Below are 24,556 nucleotides of genomic sequence, written 5' to 3'. Positions count from 1 at the left end.
AGGGGGCCGGGGCGGCGGCGCGGCCCGCGCGGACGGGAGCGGTGCGCCGCGGCCCCGGCACTGGGTCAGAGCAGGAAGCCCGCGGGGAACGGGTCGCTCGGGTCGAGGAAGTACTGCGCGGTGCCGGTGACCCAGGCCCGGCCGGTGACGGTCGGGACCACGGCCGGACGGCCGGCCACCGTGGTCTCCTCCACCAGGCGGCCGGTGAAGGTGGTGCCGATGAAGGAGTCGTTGCGGAAGTCCCGGTCCAGCGGGAGCTCACCGCGGGCGTGCAGCTGGGCCATCCGGGCCGAGGTGCCGGTGCCGCAGGGCGAGCGGTCGAACCAGCCGGGGTGGATGGCCATCGCGTGCTGGGAGTGCTCGGCGGTGGAGCCGGGCGCCAGCAGCTGCACGTGGTGGCAGCTGTGGATGGACGGGTCCTCCGGGTGGACCGGCCGGTCGGCCTCGTTGATGGCGTCCATCATGGCCAGGCCGGCGTCCAGGATCTCCTGCTTGCGCTCGCGCTCGAACGGGATGCCGAACTCGGCCAGCGGCAGGATCGCGTAGAAGTTGCCGCCGTAGGCCAGGTCGTAGGTCACCGTGCCGTAGCCGGGGACCTCGATCTTCTGGTCCAGGGCGACGGAGTAGGAGGGCACGTTGCGGATGGTCACGGCCTTGGCCGCGCCGTCCTGGACGTGCACGTCGGCGATCACCAGACCGGCCGGGGTGTCCAGGCGGACGGTGGTGACCGGCTCGACCACCGGGACCATGCCGGTCTCGACCAGCACGGTGGCCACGCCGATGGTGCCGTGCCCGCACATCGGCAGCAGGCCGGAGACCTCGATGTAGAGCACGCCGAAGTCGGCGTCCGGCCGGGTCGGCGGCTGGAGGATGGCGCCGCTCATCGCCGCGTGGCCGCGGGGCTCGTACATCAGCAGGGTGCGGAAGTCGTCCAGGTGCTGCTGGAAGTGCACCCGGCGCTCGGCCATGGTGGCCCCGGGGATGGTGCCGAAGCCGCCGGTGATGACCCGGGTCGGCATGCCCTCGGTGTGGGAGTCCACGGCGTGGAACACGTGACGGCTGCGCATGGGGGGGATTCTCCTCGGGGAGAGGGCCGGCTGCCGCCGCAGCCGGCCTCTGTCACTTCTCTGGGGGTGACGCTCGGGGCTTGACGCCCCGTCAGACCAGGCCGGCCGCGATGGCCTGCTCGGTGGCGGTGCGGACGGCCGCCTCGATCTCCGGGGTGAGCGGGAAGCGCGGCGGACGGACGGGGCCGCCGTGCCGGCCGGCGATGTCCATGGAGAGCTTGATGGCCTGGACGAACTCGGTCTTGGAGTCCCAGCGCAGCAGCGAGTGCAGCGAGCGGTACAGCGGGACGGCGGTCTCCAGGTCACCCGAGACGGCGGCGTGGAACAGCTTGGCGCTGGCCTCCGGCAGGGCGTTCGGGTAGCCGGCGATCCAGCCGACGGCGCCGGCCACGGCCAGCTCCAGCAGCACGTCGTCGGCGCCGATCAGCAGGTCCAGGCCGGGGGCGAGCTCGGCGATCTCGTAGGCCCGGCGGACGTCGCCGCTGAACTCCTTGACGGCGACGATGTTGCCGTCGGCGTGGATGTCCGCGAGCAGCGAGGGGACGAGGTCCACCTTGGTGTCGATCGGGTTGTTGTAGGCCACGATCGGCAGACCGGCCTTGGCCACCTCGGCGTAGTGCGCCCGGACGGCGGCGGCGTCGGCGCGGTAGGCGTTCGGCGGCAGCAGCAGGACGGAGCCGGCGCCGGCCTCGGCGGCCTGCTCGGCCCAGCGGCGGGACTCGGCGGAGCCGTAGGCGGCGACGCCCGGCATGACACGGGAGCCGTCGCCGGCCGCCTCGACGGCGGTGGTGACCACGCGGGCCCGCTCCTCGGCGGTGAGGACCTGGTACTCGCCGAGCGAGCCGTTCGGGACCACGCCGTCGCAGCCGTTGGCGATCAGCCAGCGGACGTGCTCGGCGTAGGCGTCGTAGTCGACGGACAGGTCGTCACGCAGGGGGAGCGTGGTGGCGACCATGATGCCGCGCCAGGGACGGGTGGGCTCGTGCGTTGCGGACACTTGGGGGTCTCCTTGAGTGGTGAGGTGTGACATTTTATTAGAGCGGGCGGTGGACCACAAGGGCGTGGACCACCTGAGCGGACACGTCAGGGGCGCGGCTCGCCCTCGGCCAGCCGGGCGAGCGGGACGGGGCAGGCCAGCGGGCGGGCGTCGGGCTTCAGGGCGGAGGCCCCGGAGAGGCAGGCCACCGCCGGGCCGCACATCCGGCCCTGGCACCAGCCCATCCCGGCCCGGGTGAGCAGTTTGACGGTCCGTGGGTCGGCCGCGCCGAGCTCCTCCACCGCGGTGCGGATCGCCCCGGCCGGGACCTCCTCGCAGCGGCAGACGTCGGTGTCCTCGCGCAGCCAGTCGGTCCAGCCCGGGCCGGGCCGGTGCGCGGCGGCCATCAGGCCGGCGAACGCCCGGCGGCGCTCCCGGCGGGTGCGCAGCGAGGCCGGCACCGGCGCCCCGGCGATCACCCGGGCGGCCAGCGCGCCCTCCGCGATCGCCAGGTCGGCGCCGCCGACGCCGCAGGTCTCCCCCGCCGCCCACAGGCCCGGCAGCGAGGTGCGCAGCTGGTCGTCCACCTTGAGCGCGACGGTGTCGTCGGCGGTGGTGACGGTCTCGGCGCCCAGCTCGGTGGCCAGCTCGATCTGCGGCAGCAGGCCGTGCCCGACCGCCACCGCGTCGCACTCGATCCGCCGCTCGGTGCCGGGCACCGGGCGCCACTCGGCGTCCAGCCTCGCCACCGTCACCGCGGTCACACGGTCGGTGCCGTGCGCCTCGACGACCGCGCTGGAGCGGCGCAGCCGGACCCTGCCGCGCAGCAGGTTGGTGCCGTGTCCGGCGCCCTCGACCAGCTTGGCCGGGTTGGCGGCCAGGGTGGCCAGGCCGCGGGCGTAGCCGAGGTAGTTCGAGGCCTCGACCACCGCGGGCACGGTGGCCCCGGCGGAGACCAGCGAGGAGGCCGCGGCCAGCAGCAGCGGGCCGCTGCCCGCCACCACGATCCGCCGGCCGGGCAGCACCAGGCCGGCCTTGAGCATGGCCTGCGCGCCGCCGGCCGTCACCACGCCGGGCAGCGTCCAGCCGGGGAAGGGCAGTTGGCGCTCGTAGGCGCCGGTGGCCAGCAGCACCGCGGCGGCCTCGACCGTCACGGCCTCCCCGGCGTGCAGCGCGTGCAGCCGCCAGGGCCGCCCCTCGGTGCTGCGCTCGACGGTCCAGACCTGGTGCTCCGTCAGGTGGGCGACGGTGCTCGCCGCCAGCCTGTCGCGCAGCCCGGCGAAGGCGGACCAGCCGTGGTGCAGCTTCTCCGGGTGGGCCGCGCCCAGCTCCGGCGCGGGGTGGCGGTAGTACTGGCCGCCCGGGCGCGGTCCGGCGTCCAGCAGGACGCAGCGCAGACCGAGGGCGGAGGCGGTGACGGCGGCGGCCAGGCCGGCCGGGCCGGCCCCGATCACGGCGAGGTCGTACGGGTCCTGGGGGTCAGACGGCGAGGTCGGCACGGCCGTGGCCCTCCTGGGTGGTGACGGTGGTGCCGGGCTCGGCGGGGATCAGGCAGGTGCGCTGGTTGGGTGCGCCGTCCACGGTGGCCAGGCAGTCGAAGCAGGCGCCGATGCCGCAGAACGCGCCGCGCGGGCGGCCGTTCACCCGGGTGGTGCGCCAGGCCAGGATGCCGTTGGCCCAGAGCGCGGCCGCGATGGTCTGGCCGGGCAGCACCGGGATCGGGCGGCCGTCGAAGTCGATGGTGTGCCCCGGCTGGGGCCGGGCGCCGACCAGTTCGGCGGGGGTACGGGCGCTCACGCGGCGGCTCCAGGGTGCGGGAAGCGGTCGGCTCGGAACGGGGTGAGGTCGAGCCCGGGGGCCTCGCCGGTGAGCTGACGGGCGATCAGCTCCCCGGTGGCGGGGGCCAGGCCGATGCCCGCGCCCTCGTGGCCGCAGGCGTGGTACAGCCCGGGCACCCGCGGGTCCGCGCCGATGGCCGGCAGGTGGTCCGGCAGGTAGGGGCGGAAGCCCCGGTAGGCGCGCTGCACCTGGACGGTGCGCAGCACCGGGAAGAGCCGGGCCGCGTTGGCCGCCAGGCGCTGGAGCACCTCGACCGAGAGGGTGCGGTCGAAGCCGACCCGCTCCCGGCTGGCGCCGATCAGCACCGGGCCGGCCGGGGTGCCCTCGACCACGGCGGAGGTCTGCAGCGCGGCCGAGCCGCTGGCCACGTCGGCCACGTAGTCGGCGGCGTACACCTTGTGCCGGACGATCCTCGGCAGCGGCTCGGTCACCAGCACGAAGCCGCGCCGGGGCAGCACCGGGAGCTCGACGCCGGCCATCGCGGCCAGCTCGCCGCCCCAGGTGCCGGCCGCGTTGATCACCACGGGGGCGTCGATCCGGCCCCGGTCCGTCGTCACCCCGAGCACCTCGCCGGAGGGCGCGGTGCGGATGCCGGTGACCGTCTCGCCGAGCCGCAGGCGCGCCCCGGAGGCCCGCAGCAGGTGAGCGGCGGCCAGCGCGGGCTGGACCTGGGCGTCCTGCGGGTAGCGGAAGCCGCCGCCCAGCCCGGCGGCCAGGTGCGGTTCCAGCTCGGCGAGCCGGTCACCGGGGACCTCGGAGGACTCCACCCCGGCCTTGGTCTGCTCGGCGGCGAAGCTCCGCAGCGCGGTCATCCCGGCCTCGGTGGAGGCGACCACCAGGCCGCCCTTGGGCTCGTACTCGATCCGCTCCCCCAGCTCCTCGGCGAGGCCGCGCCACAGGCCGGTGGAGTACAGGGCGAGGTCGAGCTCGGGGCCGGGCTCCTTGTCGGAGACCAGGAGGTTCCCCTCCCCGGCTCCGGTGGTGCCGCCGGCCACCGGGCCGCGGTCGACGACGGTGACGCTCAGGCCGGCTCGGGCCGCGTAGTAGGCGCAGGCGGCGCCGACCACACCGGCGCCGACCACCAGGACATCGTGGGGGGATCTCGTGGACACGGCAGTAATATGTCACATGGTTTTCGCCCTGCCAAGGCCGTGGACATGACGGAACGGCCCCGGTCCACTGGAAGAACCAGCAGGCCGGGGCCGTTCGGGCGAACTGACGGCGGGTCAGCCGCGACAGTGTCAGGTGATGTCGTCCAACTGCTCCCGGCGGGCGGGCGGGACGGCGGAGGGCAGCTCCGGCGCGGCGGAGGCGGTGACCGCCTCGGCGCCGTCGACGGACTCGACCGAGAGGTCGAGGTGCGAGGCCTCCTCGTCGTCCAGACCCGCGTCCGGATTGTTCCGCAGCTTGCGCCTGTCGTTCAGCAGCGCCACGCCGACCGCGATGAAGTACAGGGCGATGATCGGCAGGGCCAGCAGGATCATGCTGACCGGGTCGGCCGACGGGGTCGCGAAGGCGGCGAAGACGGTGATCGCCATCACCATGCCGCGCCACCAGCCGAGCAGCCGCTTGCCGGTGAGCACCCCGACGAAGTTCAGCATCACCAGCAGCAGCGGGAACTCGAAGCCCAGGCCGAAGACCAGCACCATCCTGGTCACCACGTCGAGGTAGTCCTCGACCGTGAGGATCGAGGTCACGTCGGTGCCGGCGAAGTGGATCAGCATCGCGGCGGTCATCGGCATGATGAGGTACGCGAACGCGGCGCCGGCCAGGAACAGCGGGATGCCGAAGCCCATGAAGGCCACGGTGTACCGGCGCTCGCCCTTGTGCAGGCCGGGCGCGACGAAGCGCCACAGCTGGAACAGCCAGACCGGGGTCGCCGCGACCACGCCACCGGTCAACGCGACCTTCAGCACCACGGTGAAGGCGGTCATCAGACCGATGTTCGCCACCAGGGCGCACTTGTTCTCGCCCGGCGGCGGCTTGTTGTCGGGCCCGCAGGCGGGCAGCGGCGCGATCAGGAAGTCGATCACCGGGCGGTAGAACACCGCGATCACGATGGTGAACAGCAGGATCGCCAGGATCGACTTGACCAGCCGGTTGCGGAGCTCCCGCAGGTGCTCCGCCAGGGCCATCCGGCCCTCGGGGTCCTTGGCCGTCTTGACGGCCTTCTCGGTCTTGCTCAAGCCCGGTCCCCGCCCCGTGCGGTCTCACCGGGGGCGGACTTGACGACCCGGGCCGGCTCCACCGGGTCGATCGGCTCGGCGGCGCCCTCCTTGGCGGCGGCCACCGTCCGGTCCTTGAGGGACTTGCCCTCCTCCTTGAGCGCCTTGCCCTCGGCCTTCAGGATCCGCGCGGACTTGCCGAGCGACCTGGCGAGGCCGGGCAGCCGCTTCGCGCCGAAGAGCAGCAGGGCGAGGACGACGATGATGAGGATCGTGCCGATCCGCATGTGCGACCACCTTTCTCCCAGGGGCAGCACTCCCCCGCTCCCGGCGATGGTAGCCCCTGCGGGTGACGCTGCGACAACGACCGGATGCTACCTGGCCTCGGCGAACGGCCCGGGGCGGCCCCCGCTCAGCCGGTCAGCCGCTCGGCCGCCTCGGTCACCGCCCGGGAGGCCGTACCGACCTCCCGGGCCAGCGCCCTGACGTCCAGCCAGAGGCGGCAGGCGAGCACCCCGAGCACCAGCAGTCCGGCGGTGGACAGCAGGACGGCGGCGACGACGGTCCAGGGCACTGGCTTCTCCTACGGGGTGGTTCTCGGGTGGTACCGCGTCAGTCGACCGGCAGCAGGCGCATGGTGCTGACCCCGGCCCTGGTCAGCGCCTCGACGATGGAGTCCCCCGCGGTCTTGCGGACCGCCCGGCCGCACGACGGGCAGCTGAAGCTGTAGAACGTGCGCTCCCGGGTGGCGCCCAGCGCCAGCCGGAAGGCCTCGGCCGGCAGCTCCACCTTCTCCCGGCAGTGAGAGCAGTAGACCTTGAATCTGGTGCCCTCCGCGGTCATCGGCTCAGCCCTCGTATCCCCGGAGCGCCTCGAGCGCGGCGGCCCGCGCCGACTCGGCCAGCTCCGGCGGGGAGACGATCCGGCCGTCCCGGCCCAGCCGCAGGGCCAGCGGGCGCAGGCCCGCCGGGTCCGCGCTGCGCAGGGTGATCCGCAGGCCGCCGTCGGGCAGCTCCTCGGCCGAGTCGTGGGTGTAGTACTCGGCCACCCAGCGGCCGCCGGGGCCGACCTCGACCACCACCTCCGGGTCGGAGGCGGCCGGGGTGACCAGACCGGCGGACAGGTCGCGCGGCTCCAGCCGCGGCGGGTCGGCCGGCTCGTCCAGCACCTTGATCTCGGCCACCCGGTCCAGCCGGAACACCCGGCGGTCCTCCGAGGTGCGGCACCAGCCCTCCAGGTAGGTGTGCCCCTCGGTGACCAGCCGGATCGGGTCGACCAGACGCTCCGTCATGCCGCCGCGCCCGTGCGACCAGTAGCGCAGCCAGATCAGCCGGCCCTCGCTCAGCGCGCGGTCGATGTCGGCGAAGACCTGGCCCTCGGCCTCGAAGGTCACGCCGACCCGGGCCGAGGACTCGGCGCTCTCGCCGGCCGCGTCCTCGATCTTGGCGACCGCGCGGGTCAGCGCCTGCCGGTCCCGCTCGCGCAGACCGGGCAGGCCGGCCACCGCGCGGGCGGCCACCAGCAGCGCGGTGGCCTCGTCGGCGGCGAGGCGCAGCGGCTGGGCCACGTCGTCGACGTTGTGCCACCAGATCCGCTCGCCGTCGGTGTCGATGTCCAGCAGGTCGCCGCCGCGGAAGCTGGTGCCGCACATCGGCAGCACGTTCAGGTCGTTGATCAGCTCGCGCTCGGTGATGCCGAACGCCCGGGCCACCTCGGCCACCTCGGCACCGGGCCGCTCGCGCAGGTAGGTGACCAGCGACAGCATCCGCCGGGTCTGGTCGATCGCGTTGCTCAACTCTGCCCCTCAAGGAGACCGGCCACCGCTCGCAGCCGGTCGACGACGTCCGCCCGCAGCTCCTCGGGCGCCAGCACCACCAGGTCGGGGCCGAACTCGGCCACCTCGGCCCCGAGCCCGGGGCCGTACGGGATCTCCAGCTCGTCCCAGCCGTCCGCGCCCTCGGCCACGCTCAGCGCCTTGGTCCGCAGCGGGAAGCCCTTGCCCTGCCGCAGCCGGACAGTGGCCGAGGCGGTCGCGCCCTCGCCGCCGAACCGGGCCACCACGGCGCGCACGTCCACGTGCTCGGGCACCGTGCCGGTGAACCGCCCGGCCCGGGACTTCACCCGGCCGGTGATCCGGCTCAGCCGGAACACCCGGGCCGCGCCGCGGTCCCGGTCCCACCCGGCCAGGTACCAGTGGCCGCGCCAGCACTCCAGCGCCCAGGGCTCCACCGAGCGCAGCTCGACGGCGGCCGCACCGGCCTTGCGGTACTCGAAGGTGACGGGCCGTCGGTCCCGGGCCGCGGTGAGCAGCGGCTCGAAGGCCGCCTCCCGGGCGGGGATCCGCGGCTCCAGCGCGGAGTGCTCGCGCTCCTCGGTGAACGGCACCCCGGCGGCGCGCAGCTTCTGCAGCGCCCCGCTGGCCGCGCCGGACATCTTGGCCTGCTGCCAGACCCGGGCGGCCAGCGTGAGCGCGGCCGCCTCCTCCGCGTCCAGGGCGATCTCCGGCAGCCGGTTGCGGTCCTTGCGGGCCAGGTAGCCCACCTCGCCGTCCAGGCCGTTCTCGTCCACGTCGATGACCAGGCCGAGCTCGCGCAGGTCGTCCTTGTCCCGCTCGAACATCCGGTTGAAGGCCTCTTCGCTGCCGGACTGCCAGGCCTCCCGGTACGCCTCGACGGACTCCCGGAGCTCCTTCTTGGAGAGCGGACGTCTGGTGTTCATCAGGCACAGGGCGAGGTTCATCAGCCGCTCTGCCTTGGCGATCGCCATCGCGGACCTTTCCGTAACGAGGTGCATCTCTACTGCGCTGCTTCACGAACTGTGGCTGACCGTACCGGGTACGGCCGTTCCGGGGAAAGCCGAGGCCCCACCCCGCTCGCGGCGGGGTGGGGCCTGGGGTGACGCGGTGTCAGACGCCGAGCAGGTCGACCACGAAGATCAGGGTCGAACCGGCCGGGATGAGCGGGCTCGGGGACTGGTTCCCGTACGCCTTGTGGGCCGGGATGGTCAGCTTGCGCCGGCCGCCGACCTTCATGCCCTGGACGCCCTCGTCCCAGCCCTTGATGACCCGGCCGCCGCCCAGCGGGAAGCGGAAGGTCTGGCCGCGGTTCCAGGAGGCGTCGAACTCCTCGCCGGTCTCGAAGGTGACGCCCACGTAGTGGACCTCGACCATCGCGCCGGCCTTGGCCTCGGCGCCGGTGCCCTCGACGATGTCCTCGATGACCAGGTCGGCCGGCGCGTCGCCGATCGGGAAGTCGATCTCCGGCTTGGTAAGGCTCACAGCACAGCTCTTCTCGTTCGGTGATGTAACAGGGATACGTTACGCGACGACTAGTCGGCGCCGCCGACACCCGCGTCCAGGATGTCGATCACGAAGACCAGGGTGGAGTTGGCCGGGATCTTCTCCGAGGCCTTGTCGCCGTAGCCCATCGCCGGCGGGATCACGACCTCGATCCGGCTGCCGATGGTCTGGCCGGTGACGGCCTTGTCCCAGCCCTCGATGACGCCGCCGCCACCGGTGACGAAGCCGAAGGCCTGGCCGCGCTCGAGCGAGGAGTCGAACTGCTTGCCGTCGGCGTAGGTCACGCCGGTGTACTGGACGATGACCTTCTCGCCCGACTCGATCTTGCGGCCCTTGCCCTGGATCAGCACCGAGGTCTTCAGCTCGGTCGGCGCGGCCACGCCCGGGACGGGGGTGATGGTGGCCGGCTTCTTGCCGTTGTCCTTGACCTTGGGCATGCCCTCGGCCGGGGCGGCCATCTCACCGCCGAGCACCGCGTCCGGCGCGGTGCCCTGCTTGATGTCGATCACGAAGACCAGGTTGTCCTTCGGGCCGACCCCCATCTGGGTGTTGCCCTGGTCGCCGAAGGCGGCGGCCGGCGGGGCCACCACCAGCAGGCGGCTGCCGGCCTTGTGGCCGGTCACCGCGTCGTCCAGGGCGGGGATCAGCTTGCCCGCGCCGGCCTGGAAGAGCTGCGGCTTGTTCTTGTCGAACGAGTTCGCCAGGTCCTTGCCGCTGGCCCAGACCTTGCTGGTGAAGTCGATCGTCACCCAGTCGTTCTTCTTGACCTCGGCGCCGGTGCCCTCGGTCAGCGTCTTCACCACGAAGTTGCCGTCGGGCGCGTCCTTGGGCAGCTCGATGTTGGCCTTGGCGCCGAAGTCGCCGCTGACCGCGGGCAGCACCTTGGCGTCGTTCTTGATCGGCGGCACCGGGGCCTGGGTCGGGGTCGGCTGGGCCGGGGCGGTGGGCGCCGAGTCGGCGGCCGCCTTCTTGTCCGAGTCCGGCTTGTTGACCATGTACAGGGTGACCCCGCTGCCGACCAGCAGGACCGCGAGCACCGTGCCCAGGATGACGCCGAGCTTGCCGGCCGAGCCGGGGTTCTCGTCGTAGCCGGACTCGTCCAGGTCCCTGCGGCGCACCGTGGAGGCGAAGACCTGGGGCTCGTCGTCCTTCGCCGCCCCGGCCGCGCGGGCCTCCTCCTGGCCCCAGCCGGCCTGCTGCTTCAGGATCGCCGGGGGGACAACGATCGACTCGCCGTCACCCGGCAGCGGCCCACCGGGCCGTGCGGCCGTCGGGTCCCCGACGCTCTTCTCAGTCATGACTCCCCATCCATCTCGCGGGCCGCGCCCTCACCGGGTCCTGACGGACACCTGCCACAGTGCGCGACAGTATGTCAGGTGGACATGAGGGCGCGGTAAGAGCCGCGAGCTTCGATTCGGTGTCAGAGCCTCAGACGGCTTCGAGGATGTCGATCACGAAGACCAGGGTGGAGTTCGCCGGGACCGAGGACTGCTCCTTGTCCCCGTAGCCGAGGGCGGGCGGCACCACCAGCTCCACCCGGCTGCCGACGGTCTGGCCGACCAGGCCCTGGTCCCAGCCCTTGATCAGGCTGCCGGTGCCGACCTGGAGCGCCTGGGCCCCGCCGTGCGACCAGGAGGAGTCGAACTGCTGGCCGGTGGCCCAGAGCACCCCGGTGTACTGCACCACCAGGGTCTGGCCGGACTGCACCGGCTTGCCGTCGCCCTTCACCAGGACCGAGGTCTTCAGCTCGGTCGGCGGGGCGGGCGGCCCGGCCGGGACGGTGATGGTGGGGGCGGCCTTGCCGTTGTCCTTGACCTGCGGGAGGTCGGCCGGCGGCTGGGTGATGGCGCCGCCGATGGTGGAGTCCTGCGGCAGGTCCTCCACCACGTCCAGCACGAAGACCACGGTGTCGCCGCCGCCGATGCCCAGGGTGGCGCTGCCGGTGGCGCCGAAGCCGGCCGCCGGCGGGGCCACCACCAGCAGCCGGGTGCCGACCTTCTTGCCCAGCACGGTCTGGTCGAAGGCGGGCACCAGCTGCCCGCTGGCCGCCTGGTAGAGCTGGGGCTTCTGGCCGGAGTCGTAGGAGCTGGTGAGGTCCTTGCCGGTGGTCCAGTCCTTGGCCGTGTAGTTGACGGTCACCCAGTCGTTCTTGGCGACGGTGGCGCCCTCCCCCTCGATCACCGTGTTCACCACGAACTGGCCGCTGGGCTGCCCGGCCGGCAGCGTGATGGACGCCTTGCTGCCGAAGCTGCCGGAGACGGTGGGCATCGGGGAGGCCGAGGCCACCGGGCTCGGCACCGCCGTGGCGGAGGCCGAGGCGGTGCCGGAGGCCCCCTGGGACGGCGAGCCGTCGCTGCCGCAGGCGGTGAGCAGGAGGAGCGGCAGGACGGCGAGCAGACCGGCGGTGCGACGCACGGTGTTCCTAACTGTCGGTCAAGTACGGGGCGGTGCCTGCCCGCAGCGTATTGCCCGATCCGCCCGCCGCCCCGCAGGCACCGCCTACATCCCCGCGATCAGCTTCTCCACCCGCTCGTCCACCGAGCGGAACGGGTCCTTGCAGAGCACGGTGCGCTGCGCCTGGTCGTTCAGCTTCAGGTGCACCCAGTCGACGGTGAAGTCGCGGCGCTGCTCCTGCGCCTTGCGGATGAAGTCGCCGCGCAACCGGGCCCGGGTGGTCTGCGGGGGCACCGACTTGGCCTCGAAGGTCTTGAGGTCGGTGGTGATCCGCTCGGCCTGGCCCTTGTTCTGGAGCAGGTAGAACAGGCCCCGGCGGCGGTGGATGTCGTGGTACGCCAGGTCGATCTGGGCCACCCGGGGGTTGGACATCCCCATGTTGTGCTTGGCCCGGTACCGCTCGATCAGCTGGTGCTTCATGATCCAGTCGATCTCGGTGGAGACGCTGTCGAAGTTCCCGCTGCGGACGGCCTCCAGGGTGCGGCCCCAGAGCTCCAGCACCTTGGCGATGGTGCCGGTGTTGATGCCCTTGCGGTCGGCGAACTCCAGCGCCTTGGAGTAGTACTCCTCCTGGATGTCCAGCGCGCTGGCCTCCCGGCCGTTGGCGAGCCGGACCTGGTGGGTGCCGGTGAGGTCGTGGCTGACCTCGCGGATGGCCCGGATCGGGTTCTCCAGCGTCAGGTCGCGCATCACCACGCCGGCCTCGATCAGGCGCAGCACCAGGTCGGTGGAGCCCACCTTGAGCAGGGTGGTGGTCTCGGACATGTTGGAGTCGCCGACGATCACGTGCAGCCGGCGGTACCGCTCGGCGTCCGCGTGCGGCTCGTCCCGGGTGTTGATGATCGGGCGGGAGCGGGTGGTGGCGGAGCTGACGCCCTCCCAGATGTGCTCGGCCCGCTGGCTGACGCAGTAGACCGCGCCGCGCGGGGTCTGCAGCACCTTGCCCGCGCCGCAGATCAGCTGACGGGTCACCAGGAAGGGGATCAGCACGTCGGCCAGCCGGGAGAACTCGCCGTGCCGGGCCACCAGGTAGTTCTCGTGGCAGCCGTAGGAGTTCCCGGCCGAGTCGGTGTTGTTCTTGAACAGGTAGACGTCCCCGGCGATGCCCTCCTCGTGCAGGCGCCGCTCGGCGTCGACCAGCAGGCCTTCGAGGATCCGCTCGCCGGCCTTGTCGTGCGTCACCAGCTCGGTGACGTCGTCGCACTCGGGGGTGGCGTACTCGGGGTGGGAGCCGACGTCCAGGTAGAGGCGGGCGCCGTTGCGCAGGAAGACGTTGCTGCTGCGGCCCCAGGAGACAACGCGGCGGAAGAGGTACCGGGCCACCTCGTCCGGCGACAGCCGACGCTGCCCACGGAAGGTACAGGTGACGCCGTACTCGTTCTCCAGCCCGAAAATTCGGCGGTCCATGAAGGCATCTCTTCTCTGTTCGAGGGCCTTGCGAAACCCCGGGCGGCCGACGGTCCGTCAGTTCGCCGCGGTGGAGCGGGAGCCGCCGCGCCGGACGGCTCCCGCTGCTCCCTACTCCTCGGTGCTCTCCTCGGCGGCGGCCGACTCGTCGCCGGCCAGCAGACGGCTCAGCTGCCCGCCCAGCACCCGCTTGAACTTCCGCTTCTGGAAGCGGGTGCGGTCCAGGACCGCGACCTCCAGCTGGTCCGGCGTCAGGGTCCGCGGCGTGCCGCCGTTCGGGTCCCTGGCCAAGCCGTCCACCGCCAGCTTGAGCGCCCCGGCCAGGCTGAGCCCGGGCTGGTGCTTCTGGCCGAGGTAGTTGCCGATCGAGTCCGCGTTCCCGCCGACCACCACGGCGTGCTTCTCGTCCACCACCGAACCGTCGGGGGTGAGCCGGTAGATCTGGTCGTCCTCGGCGGTGCGGCCGACCTCGGCCACGATCAGCTCCACCTCGTACGGCTTCTCGCCGACCGAGGAGAAGATGGTGCCGAGGGTCTGGGCGTAGACGTTGGCCAGCCCGCGGGCGGTCACGTCGGCCCGGTCGTAGGAGTACCCGCGCAGGTCGGCGTAGCGCACGCCGCCGATCCGCAGGTTCTCGAACTCGTTGTAGCGGCCGACCGCGGCGAAGGCGATCTGGTCGTAGATCTCGGAGACCTTGTGCAGCGCCCGCGAGGTGTTCTCCGCGACGAAGACGATGCCGTCGGCGTAGGTCAGCACGACCACGCTGCGGCCGCGGGCGATGCCCTTGCGGGCGTACTCGGCGCGGTCCGCCATGGCCTGCTGGGGCGAGACGTAGAACGGTGTGGACACCTGGCCGTCCCCTTCCTGGGAGGTGGTGGCGGACTAGAGGAGCGGGGCCTGCGGCCCGTTGGGGTGCTCGCGGCGCTGGTCGGTGATGGAGACCGCGATCTCGGAGACCTCGTCCTCGGAGAGGCGGCGGAAGCCGTCCTCGGTGATCAGCGAGACGATCGGGAAGATCTTGCGGGCCAGGTCCGGGCCGCCGGTGGCGGAGTCGTCGTCGGCGGCGTCGTACAGCGCCTGCACCACCAGGGTGGAGGCCTGCTCGGCGGTCAGGTCCTCGCGGTAGAGCTTCTTCATCGAGCCCCGGGCGAAGACCGAGCCGGAGCCGGTGGCGGCGAAGCCGCGCTCCTCGGAGCGCCCGCCGGTGACGTCGTAGGTGAAGATCCGGCCGCGCCCGAGGTTGAGGTCGTAGCCGGCGAACATCGGGACCACGGCCAGGCCCTGCATGGCCATCCCGAGGTTGCCCCGGATCATCGTGGTGAGCCGGTTGGCCTTGCCCTCCAGGGAGAGGACGGTGCCCTCGATCTTCTCGTAGTGCTCCAGCTCCAGCTGGAACAGCCGGACCATCTCGACCGCCAGGCCGGCGGTGCCCGCGATGCCCACCGCGCTGTACTCGTCGGCCGGGAACACCTTCTCGATGTCCCGCTGGGCGATCACGTTCCCCATGGTGGCGCGGCGGTCGCCGGCGAGCACCACGCCGCCGTCGAAGACCGCCGAGACGATGGTGGTGCCGTGCGGCGCCTCGATGGTGAGGCCCTCCGGCAGCGCGCGGCGGCCGGGCAGCATCTCCGGCGAGTGCTGCGCGAGGAAGTCGATGAACGACGACGAACCCGGGGTCAGGAAGGCAGCCGGTAGACGCCCGGTGCCACCAGTGTTGGCTTCCACTCGATTCCTTCCAGGTAGATCAACTGGCGCTGTGTGAACCGGAGACTACCCGTTCTTCGCCCCTCAACCACCTCGTCGGCGACAGGTGGTTCTCCGGGGCGTCGGAACGGCCGTCAGATGGTCCGCGCGCGGCAACCCCGGGGGAATTCCCACGGGATTGCCGCGCGCGGCGGAACTACGGGCGGACGGCTACTCGCCGCCCTTCTGCACGAACTGACGGACGAAGTCCTCCGCGTTCGACTCGAGGACGTCGTCGATTTCGTCGAGCACCGCGTCGACGTCGTCGCTGAGCTTCTCCTGGCGCTCCTTGAGGTCCTCGGCGGCCTGCGCGTCTACCGCCTGCTCCTCGACCTCCTCGGAGGAACGGTTCGCCCGCTGCTGACCACCGCCGGTGTCCTTGCTGGCCATTTCCCTCACCCCGCTCGCTCGGTTGGTCCGACACTATCCACCGGCCACGACATCCGCTTCCGGTTTCCGTACAACGTCCGCGCCTCGTCAGGATGATTCCCTTTTCGCGGAAAGTTCACCCCTGGTGATCGAGACGTTACCCGCCGGACAGGACCCGGAGCAGGTCCTCCGCCGTCCGGCAGCGGTCCAGCAGGTCCTTCACGTGGCCGCGGGTGCCCCGCAGCGGCTCCAGGGTCGGCACCCGCTGGAGCGAGTCCCGGCCCGGCAGGTCGAAGATGACGGAGTCCCAGGAGGCCGCCGCCACGTGGTCGGCGTACTGCTCCAGACAGCGGCCGCGGAAGTACGCCCGGGTGTCCTCCGGCGGCTTGGAGACCGCCCGGGTGACGTCCTCCTCGGTCACCAGCCGGTCGAACCGGCCGCGGGCCACCAGGCGGTTGTAGAGGCCCTTGTCGGGGCGCACGTCGCTGTACTGGAGGTCGACCAGGTGCAGCCGGGGGTTGTCCCAGTCCAGGCCGTCGCGCTGGCGGTAGCCCTCCAGGATCTCCTTCTTGGCGACCCAGTCGAGCTGCTTCGACAGGCTCATCGGGTCGTTCTCCAGCCGGTTGAGCACGTCCTCCCAGCGCAGCAGCACGTCCACGGTCTGCTCGTCGGCGTCCTGGCCGTAGCGGTCCTCGACGTACTTGCGGGCCAGCTCGAAGTACTCCATCTGGAGCTGAACGGCCGTCAGCTTCCGTCCGCTGCGCAGGTGGACGAGGTACTGCAGGGACGGGTCGTGGGAGACCCGGTGCAGGGTCCGGACCGGCTGGTCGACGGCCAGGTCGGCGGTGATGAAGCCGTCCTCGATCATCGTCAGGACCAGCGCGGTGGTGCCCAGCTTGAGGTAGGTGGAGATCTCCGAGAGGTTGGCGTCGCCGATGATCACGTGCAGCCGGCGGTACTTCTCGGCGTCCGCGTGCGGCTCGTCCCGGGTGTTGATGATCGGGCGCTTGAGGGTGGTCTCCAGGCCGACCTCGACCTCGAAGTAGTCCGCCCGCTGGCTGATCTGGAAGCCGTCCGCGCCGCCCTCCTGGCCCAGGCCCACCCGGCCGGCGCCGGTGACCACCTGGCGGGAGACGAAGAACGGGGTGAGGTGGCGGACGATGTCGGCGAACGGCGTCGACCGCTGCATCAGGTAGTTCTCGTGGGTGCCGTAGGAGGCGCCCTTGTTGTCCGTGTTGTTCTTGTAGAGGTTGATCCGCTGGCCGTTGGGCAGCTCCAGCGCGCGGGCGGCCGCCTCGGCCATGATCCGCTCGCCGGCCTTGTCCCAGAGCACCGCGTCCCGCGGGTTGGTGATCTCCGGGGAGCTGTACTCGGGGTGCGCGTGGTCCACGTAGAACCGGGCGCCGTTGGTGAGGATGACGTTGGCCAGGCCGATGTCCTCGTCGGTCAGCTGGCTGGCGTCCGCCACGTCTCGCGCGAGGTCGAAGCCGCGCGCGTCGCGCAGCGGGTTCTCCTCCTCGAAGTCCCAGCGGGCCCGCCGTGCCCGGTGCATCGCGGCCGCGTAGGCGTTGACGATCTGGGACGAGGTGAGCATCGCGTTGGCGTTCGGGTGGCCCGGCACCGAGATGCCGTACTCGGTCTCGATCCCCATCACGCGCCGTACGGTCATGCGGCCCTCCTTGCCCGGGTTCCGATGGTGTCCCAAGACGCGCCGTCCGGCTGCGGGCCCCGGGTGGGGGCACCGCAGCCGGACGGTGGGACGGGCGTCTTACAGGTACTGACCCGTGTTGGCCACGGTGTCGATCGAGCGGCCGGACTCGGCACCCTGCTTGCCGGTGACCAGGGTCCGGATGAAGACGATGCGCTCGCCCTTCTTGCCGGAGATCCGGGCCCAGTCGTCCGGGTTGGTGGTGTTGGGCAGGTCCTCGTTCTCCTTGAACTCGTCCACGCAGGCGGCCAGCAGGTGCGCCACCCGCAGGCCGTGCTGGCCGGTGTCGAGGAAGGCCTTGATGGCCATCTTCTTCGCCCGGTCGACGATGTTCTGGATCATCGCGCCGGAGTTGAAGTCCTTGAAGTACAGGACCTCCTTGTCACCGTTGGCGTAGGTGACCTCCAGGAAGCGGTTCTCCTCGGTCTCGGTGTACATCCGCTCGACCACGGCCTGGATCATGCCGCCGACGGTCGCCTCGACGGAGCCCTCGTGCTCCTTGAGGTCGTCCGGGTGGAACGGCAGCGAGTCCTTGAGGTACTTGGAGAAGATGTCCTTCGCGGCCTCGGCGTCCGGGCGCTCGATCTTGATCTTGACGTCCAGACGGCCGGGCCGCAGGATCGCCGGGTCGATCATGTCCTCGCGGTTCGAGGCGCCGATCACGATGACGTTCTCCAGGCCCTCCACGCCGTCGATCTCGGCGAGCAGCTGCGGGACGATGGTGTTCTCCACGTCCGAGCTGACGCCCGACCCACGGGTGCGGAAGAGCGACTCCATCTCGTCGAAGAAGACGATGACGGGCGTGCCCTCGCTGGCCTTCTCCCGGGCCCGCTGGAAGACCAGGCGGATCTGCCGCTCGGTCTCGCCGACGTACTTGTTGAGCAGCTCGGGGCCCTTGATGTTCAGGAAGTAGCTCTTGCCCTGCGGCCGGCCGGTCACCTCGGCGACCTTCTTGGCCAGCGAGTTGGCCACCGCCTTGGCGATCAGCGTCTTGCCGCAGCCGGGCGGGCCGTAGAGCAGGACGCCCTTCGGCGGCCGGAGCTCGTACTCCTTGAACAGGTCCGCGTGCAGGTACGGCAGCTCGACCGCGTCCCGGATCTGCTCGATCTGGTTCCCCAGACCGCCGATCTGGCGGTAGTCGATGTCCGGGACCTCCTCAAGGACCAGCTCCTCGACCTCGGCCTTCGGGACCACCTCGTACACGTAGCCGGAACGCGGCTCCAGCAGGAGCGCGTCACCCGGACGCAGCGTCAGCTCGCGCAGCGGCTCGGCGAGCCGGACCACCCGCTCCTCGTCGGTGTGCCCGGTGACCAGCGCACGCTCGCCGTCCTCCAGCACCTCCTTGAGGGTGACGATGTCGCCGATGCTCTCGAAGGCGAGCGCGTCCACGACGTTCAGCGCCTCGTTGAGCATCACCTCCTGGCCGCGGCGGAGCTCGTCGAGGTCGACGCTGGGGCTGACGTTCACCCGCAGCTTGCGGCCGCCGGTGAAGATGTCGGCCGTGCCGTCCTCGTTCGCGCTCAGGAAGGTGCCGAACCCGGCGGGCGGCTGGGCCAGCCGGTCGACCTCCTCCTTGAGGGCCACGATCTGGTCGCGGGCCTCCCGGAGCGTGGAGACGAGCCGTTCGTTCTGGGCGGTCACACCGGCCAGGTTGGTCTGGAGCTCGACGATGCGGTCTTCGAGGATCCTCGAATTGCGCGGTGAGTCGGCGAGCTTGCGGCGCAGGACGGCGATCTCCTGCTCGAGGTACGAGACCTGAGCTGCCTGGTCGTCGGAACCCCGTGCGGGCCGGCCGGCGCTGCGGTTGTAGTCGTCATCGTGGGATGCCACGGTCCTCACCTCCTCCTGGGGGAGCTGGACGACCCAAACCTACCTTCATTCCTGCCGGGTAAACCCGTAGATCAGAAAGAAGGCCGGGCGTGTCCGATCTTCGCGCTCGGATGCTGCCCCCCGTGCTGAGTGGATACCCACCGTCGGCCCGCTAATGCGGCCGACGGGTAGGCTCGGTGTCCGATCGTGACCGGGCGGTGTCCGGCGCGGTACGTGGAGTTCGCCAGAAGGAGCGGTAGGGGACATGTCGGAGACCCAGGAAGCACTGGAAGTCTGGATCGATCAGGATCTCTGCACCGGGGACGGCATCTGCGTCCAGTACGCCCCGGAGGTCTTCGAGTTGGACATCGACGGCCTGGCCTACGTGAAGGGTGACGACGACGAGCTGCGCCAGCAGCCGGGCGAGACCGCACCGGTGCCGCTGACGCTGCTTCAGGACGTGGTGGACTCGGCCAAGGAGTGCCCCGGCGACTGCATCCACGTCCGCCGGGTGAGCGACCGGGTCGAGGTGTACGGGCCCGACGCGGACTGACGCGAGCGGTGCGGCCTGACGCGCCGTCGGGTGACGGTGGCTCAGGCGGTGGCTCAGGCGGTGGCGGCGGGCTCGGTGCGTTCGGACCTGAGCCAGCCGCCACCGGCCTGCTTGCGCCACTCCAGGGAGACCAGCAGGTCCGGCGCGTAGCGCGGCACCTCGTCGCTGGAGTAGCCCTTGGCGCGGGCGGTCAGGGTGCCGTCGCTGCGCAGCTTGAGCTCGGTGACGGTGCGGCCGGCCGCGTCCTCCAGCAGGGTGGCGGCGACCCGCGGGCGGCCGTCCTGACCGTTGGTCAGCAGGTAGACGCCGTCCGGCGGGGTGCCGTTGCCGGCGTCGCAGTGGGCGGCCAGGACGGTGCTGGGGCGGCCGTCGAGCAGGGCCGCGAAGCTGAGCGAGACCTTCACCGGGAACGGGCCGCAGTCGAGCGGCAGGGCGGCCTTGGCCGGGTCCGGCGCGGACTCCTTCGGCAGGGCGGCCGGGGCCTTCGAGGCGGTGGGCCCGGCGGGGTGCGCCGTCGGCCGGACCACGCCGCCGGCCGGACCGGCGGCCAGACCCGCGGCGATCACGGCGGCGGTGGCCGCCGCGACCAGCACCCAGTGACGTATCCGGCTCCGGCCGGCCCCCGGCCCGTGGTCCGTTCCGGTCTGCTCCGTCTGCACCGTCGTCATCTGCACCGTCTCGGCCGCGAGTTCCACCAGGCAGTCCCCTCCTGGGCGGGGTGGCGTGTGAGGGAGCATCATCCCACGCCCGGGGGCGCGCGGTGACCCACCGCTCCCCGCTCTCCGCGTCCTTCTCCCCCGGAGCTCTCCGCACCCTTCTCCCCCGGAACCGACGAAGGGTGCACCCGCGGACGGGTGCACCCTTCGGTCGTTCGTTCGTCGTGGCGGCGCCGTTACTCGGACTCGGCCTCGGACCCGGCCTTGGCGGCGGCCCGGGCGGCCGCGCGCTCGGCGAGGCTCGGCTCCGGGGTGCCGTTGTCGTAGTCCTCGCCGTACGCGCCCTTGGCGGGGCGGCGGCGGCGCAGCGGGGGCTCGACCCCGTCGGCCAGGCGGCGGGCGGTGAGCAGGAAGCCGGTGTGGCCGATCATCCGGTGGTCCGGGCGGACCGCGAGGCCCTCCAGGTGCCAGGTGCGGACCATGGTCTCCCAGGCCTGCGGCTCGGTGAAGGTGCCGTGCTCCCGGAGCGCCTCGACGGTCTTCGACATCTGCGTGGTGGTGGCCACGTAGCAGCAGATCAGACCGCCGGGGACGAGCGCCTTGGAGGCGACGTCCAGGCACTCCCAGGGAGCGAGCATGTCGAGGATGACGCGGTCGACGTCGGTCTCCACCAGGTTGTCCTGGAGGTCACCCACCGTCAGCTTCCAGGCCGGGTGCGACCCGCCGAAGTAGCGCTCCACGTTGCTCTTCGCGATGTCGGCGAAGTCCTGGCGGCGCTCGTACGAGGCGAGCATGCCGGTGTCACCGACGGCGCGCAGCAGGTACGTGGAGAGCGCGCCGGAGCCGACGCCCGCCTCGACCACGCGGGCGCCCGCGAAGATGTCGGCCATGGCCAGGATCTGCCCCGCGTCCTTGGGGTAGATCACGGCGGCGCCGCGGGGCATGGAGAGGACGTAGTCGGGGAGCAGGGGGCGCAGCGCGAGGTACGGGACGTTCCCCGTGGTGCGCACGACAGTGCCCTCGGGGGCGCCGATCAGCTCGTCGTGGGGGAACGCACCCTTGTGGGTGTGGAACTGGTTCCCGGCCTGGAGCGTGAACGTGTAGTGGCGGCCCTTGGGGTCGGTCAGCTGGACCTGGTCCCCGACCTGGAAGGGCCCGCGTCGGCGGGTGGCACCGGTCGGTTCGGACATGACGGCAATCCTAAGGGACCGGCGGAGCGCGGCCGACCAGCGGGTCGGCCGGGGCGCCCGGCGGCGGCTCCGCGGCTGCCCGGCGGCGGCTCCGTGGTTGCCCGGCTCCCGCTCAGCGGCGGCCCATCGCGGTGCTGAGGTACCGCTCCAGGTCGGTCAGGGTGAGCACCCCGTAGACGGTGCCGTCCGGGCGGACCACCAGGTACTCGGTGGCGGGGGTACTCCGGAGCGCGGCCAGCAGCTCCTCCCCCGAGAGCTCGGTGCCCAGCCGCAGGCCCGGTTCCAGGTCGCGGGCCAGCGCGCCGACCTGGACCCAGGGACGGCGGTGCTCCGGGACGGCGTTCACCGCCGCCTCCTTGACCAGCCCGGTGGGCTCGCCCCGGCCGTCCACCACCACCATCGCCCCGGCCTCGGCCTCCCGGGCCCGCCGGACCGCCTCGCCGAGCGGGGTGTCGGCGGTGACCTGGACCGCCCGGCGGGCCAGCCCGACGGGCCGCAGGCCGGGCAGGGCCTGCTTGAGGCGGGCGTTGCGCAGGGCGCCGCCGGCCCCGTTCCAGATGATCACGGCGAGGATCGCCGCCAGCACGCTGTCGATCAGGCTGTCGGTGGTCGAACGCTCCGCCCCGCCGCGGGCCGCGGCCAGCACCGGCAGCCCGAACAGCACCACCAGGGCCAGCACCCGGCCCGCCCAGACGGCCGCCACCGTGCCGGTCATCGGACGGCCCGTCAGGCCCCAGACCAGCGCCCGCAGGATGCGGCCGCCGTCCAGCGGGAGACCGGGCAGCAGGTTGAAGGCGGCCACCACCAGGTTGCTGACGAACAGTCCGGCCAGCAGCACACCGGGCACGCTGGCCGGCCGGACCGCCAGGAAGGCCAGGTAGAACAGGCCGCCGAGGACCAGCGAGAGCAGCGGGCCGACGAAGGCCAGCCAGAACTCCCGGGCCGGGGTGGGCGCCTCCTTCTCGATCTCCGAGACCCCGCCGAAGAACTGGAGCTGGATCCGGCGCGGGTTGAGCTCCTGCCGGAGCGCGACCACGGTGTGCGCCAGCTCGTGCACCAGGACGGAGGCGTAGAAGGCCACCGCGAAGGAGAAGGAGACCAGGTAGCGGGTGCCGCCCAGCTCGGGGAGCACCTCGGTGAGCTGACCGCCGAAGATCCAGGTGATCAACGCGGCGATCACGAACCAGGACGGGGTGACGTAGACCGGCACGCCGAACGGACGGCCCATCAGGATGCCGCCCGGCCGCTCCTGCTGACCCCTGCTCTCGCTCACCGTGGTCCCTTCGTCCTCGTCGTCCTGCGGTGCCCGCCGTACGGGCGTCGTCGTCCTGCGGCGGGCACCGTACGGGTGTCCGCGTCGTCCCGTGGCGCCCGTGTGGCACCCGTGGTGCCCGTGGTGCCCGTGCGGGCCCCACCGCGCCACGCTACGTGATCTCCGGCCGGATCCGGCCGTCCGCCCCGTGCCGGTCCTGTACCCGGTCAACGCACGGGCCGCCCCCGTCGTTGCCGAGCCGTGTCCGGACCGTCGGATCGGCCGTGACAGTGGGGTGACGGCGGGATGGCAGCCCGGGGCAATAGGGTCGGGGTATGCAGCACGAGACCGACCGCTCCACCGGGGCGCCCGCCGCGCCCCGGCCGGCCCAGGCGCCGACCGGACTCTCGCCCTCCCGGGCGGGGGACTTCATGACCTGCCCGCTGCTCTACCGGCTGCGGGTGATCGACAAGCTGCCGGAACCGCCCAGCTCGGCGGCCACCCGGGGCACGGTGGTGCACGCGGTGCTGGAGCGGCTGTTCGACAGCCCGGCGGCGGAGCGGACCCCGGAGCAGGCGCTCGGCCTGCTCCGCCCGCAGTGGGAGCGGCTGCTCGGCGAGCGGCCGGAGCTGGCCGGGCTCTTCCCGGACGACCCGGACGGCACGGCACTGACCCGCTGGCTGGGCGACGCCGAGAAGCTGATCGACCGTTGGTTCCGGCTGGAGGACCCGACCCGGCTGCACCCGGTGGAGCGCGAGCTCTACGTGGAGACGGTGCTGGACTCCGGCCTGCTGCTGCGCGGCTACATCGACCGGGTGGACGTGGCCCCGACCGGCGAGGTCCGGCTGGTGGACTACAAGACCGGCCGCGCGCCCTCGCGGGACTTCGAGGGCAAGGCGATGTTCCAGATGAAGTTCTACGCCCTGGTGGTCTGGCGGTGGAAGGGCGTGCTGCCCAAGCGCCTCCAGCTGGTCTACCTGGGCGGCGGGGGTGACGTGGTCACCTACGACCCGGACGAGGCCGACCTGCTGGCGGTGGAGCGCAAGCTCACCGCGCTCTGGGAGACCATCAACCGGGCAGTGGCCACCGGGGACTTCCCGGCCACCCGGAACCGGCTCTGCGACTGGTGCGACCACAAGGCCAGCTGCCCGGAGTTCGGGGGCACTCCCCCGCCCTACCCGCTGCCGCTCCAGCGGCGGCCGCACGACGACGAGGTCCCCGGGCCGGACGTGCTTCCGGCCGCGGGGCGGACCGACGAGGGTCCCGGGCCGGAGCTGCCTCCGGCCGCGGGGCGGACGAGCGAAGAGACGAGCAAGGAGTCCGAGTGACGATCCGAGTGCTGCTGGTCGACGACCAGCCGCTGCTGCGAACCGGTTTCCGGATGATCCTGGAGGCCGAGTCCGACCTGGTGGTGGTGGGTGAGGCCGGGGACGGGCAGCAGGCGCTCGACCAGGTGCGCGCGCTCCAGCCGGACGTGGTGCTGATGGACATCCGGATGCCCCGGATGGACGGGGTCGAGGCCACCCGACGGATCGCCGGCCCCGGCCGGGACGGTCCGGCCAAGGTGCTGGTGCTGACCACCTTCGACCTGGACGAGTACGTGGTCGAGGCGCTCCGGGCGGGGGCCAGTGGCTTCCTGCTCAAGGACGTCCCGGCCGAGGAGCTGGTGCAGGCGATCCGGGTGGTGGCCGACGGCGCGGCGATGCTGGCGCCCTCGATCACCCGCCGGCTGCTGGACATGTACGCCACCAAGCTGCCGTCCGGCGACGAGGCCCCGCCGCAGGCACTCACCGCCCTGACGGAGCGTGAGCTGGAGGTGCTCAAGCTGGTCGCCCGCGGCCTCTCCAACGCGGAGATCGCCGGCGAGCTGTACGTCAGCGAGACCACCGTGAAGACCCACGTCGGCCACGTGCTGACCAAGCTCCAACTGCGGGACCGGGTGCAGGCCGCGGTGTACGCCTACGAGAGCGGCCTGGTCCGTCCGGGCGCCCAGTAGCGGCTCCCTCCCGGCACGACGAAGCCCGCCCGCTCCTTGCTCGGAGCGGGCGGGCTTCGTCGTGTCAGGGGTGA

Annotated in this window: 26 protein-coding genes; 3 read left to right on the top strand and 23 right to left on the bottom strand. The window is 72.2% G+C overall.

Annotated features, from left to right (window positions below):
* Positions 1-65: 65 nt before the first annotated feature.
* The 20 genes from ACIA8O_RS21075 to arc form a co-directional block, all read right to left on the bottom strand.
* The gene (locus tag ACIA8O_RS21075) at positions 66-1,067 is read right to left on the bottom strand and encodes a proline racemase family protein (RefSeq protein ID WP_396295452.1); all 1,002 of its coding nucleotides are present in this window, start codon (positions 1,065-1,067) and stop codon (positions 66-68) included.
* Between the two features lie 91 nt (positions 1,068-1,158).
* Positions 1,159-2,022, bottom strand: a complete 864-nt coding sequence (locus tag ACIA8O_RS21070) for a dihydrodipicolinate synthase family protein (protein WP_396295735.1) — start codon at positions 2,020-2,022, stop codon at positions 1,159-1,161.
* 128 nt (positions 2,023-2,150) lie between these two features.
* Positions 2,151-3,542, bottom strand: coding sequence for an FAD-dependent oxidoreductase (locus ACIA8O_RS21065; protein ID WP_396295451.1), 1,392 nt, complete (start codon positions 3,540-3,542; stop codon positions 2,151-2,153).
* Positions 3,523-3,840, bottom strand: coding sequence for a (2Fe-2S)-binding protein (locus ACIA8O_RS21060; RefSeq protein ID WP_396295450.1), 318 nt, complete (start codon positions 3,838-3,840; stop codon positions 3,523-3,525). The genes ACIA8O_RS21065 and ACIA8O_RS21060 overlap by 20 nt, the downstream gene beginning before the upstream one ends.
* Entirely contained in the window at positions 3,837-4,994 is a 1,158-nt protein-coding gene (locus tag ACIA8O_RS21055; RefSeq protein ID WP_396295449.1) for an NAD(P)/FAD-dependent oxidoreductase, read from the bottom strand. Before ACIA8O_RS21055 ends, ACIA8O_RS21060 begins: the two co-directional genes overlap by 4 nt.
* A 129-nt stretch (positions 4,995-5,123) precedes the next feature.
* A complete protein-coding gene (gene tatC, locus ACIA8O_RS21050; RefSeq protein WP_396295734.1) occupies positions 5,124-6,017 on the bottom strand; it encodes a twin-arginine translocase subunit TatC in 894 nt (297 codons plus the stop codon).
* 47 nt (positions 6,018-6,064) lie between these two features.
* Positions 6,065-6,334: a Sec-independent protein translocase subunit TatA gene (gene tatA, locus ACIA8O_RS21045; protein ID WP_396295448.1), complete on the bottom strand. Its 270-nt coding sequence runs from the start codon at positions 6,332-6,334 to the stop codon at positions 6,065-6,067.
* A gap of 125 nt (positions 6,335-6,459) precedes the next feature.
* On the bottom strand, positions 6,460-6,621 hold the full coding sequence (locus tag ACIA8O_RS21040) for a hypothetical protein (RefSeq protein WP_396295447.1): 162 nt from the start codon (positions 6,619-6,621) through the stop codon (positions 6,460-6,462).
* A 38-nt stretch (positions 6,622-6,659) separates the two neighbouring features.
* On the bottom strand, positions 6,660-6,890 hold the full coding sequence (locus tag ACIA8O_RS21035; RefSeq protein ID WP_396295446.1) for a hypothetical protein: 231 nt from the start codon (positions 6,888-6,890) through the stop codon (positions 6,660-6,662).
* A gap of 4 nt (positions 6,891-6,894) precedes the next feature.
* Entirely contained in the window at positions 6,895-7,812 is a 918-nt protein-coding gene (locus ACIA8O_RS21030) for a helix-turn-helix transcriptional regulator (protein WP_396295733.1), read from the bottom strand.
* Between the two features lie 26 nt (positions 7,813-7,838).
* Complete coding sequence (locus ACIA8O_RS21025) at positions 7,839-8,813, bottom strand: helix-turn-helix transcriptional regulator (RefSeq protein ID WP_396295445.1); 975 nt, start codon at positions 8,811-8,813, stop codon at positions 7,839-7,841.
* A gap of 139 nt (positions 8,814-8,952) precedes the next feature.
* A complete protein-coding gene (locus tag ACIA8O_RS21020; RefSeq protein ID WP_345289774.1) occupies positions 8,953-9,324 on the bottom strand; it encodes an FKBP-type peptidyl-prolyl cis-trans isomerase in 372 nt (123 codons plus the stop codon).
* A 50-nt stretch (positions 9,325-9,374) separates the two neighbouring features.
* On the bottom strand, positions 9,375-10,643 hold the full coding sequence (locus tag ACIA8O_RS21015) for an FKBP-type peptidyl-prolyl cis-trans isomerase (RefSeq protein WP_396295444.1): 1,269 nt from the start codon (positions 10,641-10,643) through the stop codon (positions 9,375-9,377).
* Positions 10,644-10,773: 130 nt separating this feature from the next.
* Positions 10,774-11,760 (bottom strand): FKBP-type peptidyl-prolyl cis-trans isomerase, encoded by a 987-nt coding sequence (locus ACIA8O_RS21010; protein ID WP_396295443.1) that lies wholly within the window; start codon positions 11,758-11,760, stop codon positions 10,774-10,776.
* Positions 11,761-11,844: 84 nt separating this feature from the next.
* Entirely contained in the window at positions 11,845-13,206 is a 1,362-nt protein-coding gene (pafA, locus tag ACIA8O_RS21005; protein WP_396295442.1) for a Pup--protein ligase, read from the bottom strand.
* A 111-nt stretch (positions 13,207-13,317) separates the two neighbouring features.
* A complete protein-coding gene (prcA, locus tag ACIA8O_RS21000; RefSeq protein WP_396295441.1) occupies positions 13,318-14,055 on the bottom strand; it encodes a proteasome subunit alpha in 738 nt (245 codons plus the stop codon).
* Positions 14,056-14,088: 33 nt separating this feature from the next.
* Positions 14,089-14,931 carry a proteasome subunit beta gene (gene prcB / locus ACIA8O_RS20995; RefSeq protein WP_396295440.1) on the bottom strand — a complete coding sequence of 281 codons (843 nt, stop codon included), beginning with the start codon at positions 14,929-14,931 and terminating at the stop codon, positions 14,089-14,091.
* 189 nt (positions 14,932-15,120) lie between these two features.
* Positions 15,121-15,339, bottom strand: coding sequence for a ubiquitin-like protein Pup (locus tag ACIA8O_RS20990; protein ID WP_396295439.1), 219 nt, complete (start codon positions 15,337-15,339; stop codon positions 15,121-15,123).
* A 136-nt stretch (positions 15,340-15,475) separates the two neighbouring features.
* Positions 15,476-16,987, bottom strand: coding sequence for a depupylase/deamidase Dop (gene dop, locus ACIA8O_RS20985; protein ID WP_396295438.1), 1,512 nt, complete (start codon positions 16,985-16,987; stop codon positions 15,476-15,478).
* A gap of 99 nt (positions 16,988-17,086) precedes the next feature.
* On the bottom strand, positions 17,087-18,856 hold the full coding sequence (gene arc, locus ACIA8O_RS20980) for a proteasome ATPase (protein ID WP_396295437.1): 1,770 nt from the start codon (positions 18,854-18,856) through the stop codon (positions 17,087-17,089).
* Positions 18,857-19,100: 244 nt separating this feature from the next.
* On the opposite strand from arc, the gene ACIA8O_RS20975 reads away from it, so the two are divergent.
* Positions 19,101-19,388, top strand: coding sequence for a ferredoxin (locus ACIA8O_RS20975; RefSeq protein ID WP_396295436.1), 288 nt, complete (start codon positions 19,101-19,103; stop codon positions 19,386-19,388).
* Between the two features lie 53 nt (positions 19,389-19,441).
* On the opposite strand, the gene ACIA8O_RS20970 is transcribed toward ACIA8O_RS20975, so the two are convergent.
* The 3 genes from ACIA8O_RS20970 to ACIA8O_RS20960 form a co-directional block, all read right to left on the bottom strand.
* Complete coding sequence (locus ACIA8O_RS20970) at positions 19,442-20,083, bottom strand: hypothetical protein (RefSeq protein ID WP_396295435.1); 642 nt, start codon at positions 20,081-20,083, stop codon at positions 19,442-19,444.
* A 197-nt stretch (positions 20,084-20,280) separates the two neighbouring features.
* Positions 20,281-21,234, bottom strand: a complete 954-nt coding sequence (locus ACIA8O_RS20965) for a tRNA (adenine-N1)-methyltransferase (protein WP_396295434.1) — start codon at positions 21,232-21,234, stop codon at positions 20,281-20,283.
* A gap of 112 nt (positions 21,235-21,346) precedes the next feature.
* On the bottom strand, positions 21,347-22,507 hold the full coding sequence (locus ACIA8O_RS20960; RefSeq protein ID WP_396295433.1) for a site-2 protease family protein: 1,161 nt from the start codon (positions 22,505-22,507) through the stop codon (positions 21,347-21,349).
* Between the two features lie 314 nt (positions 22,508-22,821).
* Here ACIA8O_RS20960 and ACIA8O_RS20955 point away from each other — a divergent pair, with 314 nt between their 5' ends.
* Together ACIA8O_RS20955 and ACIA8O_RS20950 are read left to right on the top strand one after the other, a co-directional pair.
* Positions 22,822-23,814, top strand: a complete 993-nt coding sequence (locus tag ACIA8O_RS20955; protein ID WP_396295432.1) for a RecB family exonuclease — start codon at positions 22,822-22,824, stop codon at positions 23,812-23,814.
* Positions 23,811-24,482 carry a response regulator gene (locus tag ACIA8O_RS20950; RefSeq protein WP_396295431.1) on the top strand — a complete coding sequence of 224 codons (672 nt, stop codon included), beginning with the start codon at positions 23,811-23,813 and terminating at the stop codon, positions 24,480-24,482. Before ACIA8O_RS20955 ends, ACIA8O_RS20950 begins: the two co-directional genes overlap by 4 nt.
* Positions 24,483-24,556: the final 74 nt, after the last annotated feature.

Source organism: Kitasatospora sp. NPDC051853 (genome assembly GCF_044452665.1).
GTDB lineage: Bacteria > Actinomycetota > Actinomycetes > Streptomycetales > Streptomycetaceae > Kitasatospora.
Note: the sequence above shows the minus strand (reverse complement) of the source record. Positions and strands in the feature narration are given on the sequence as shown.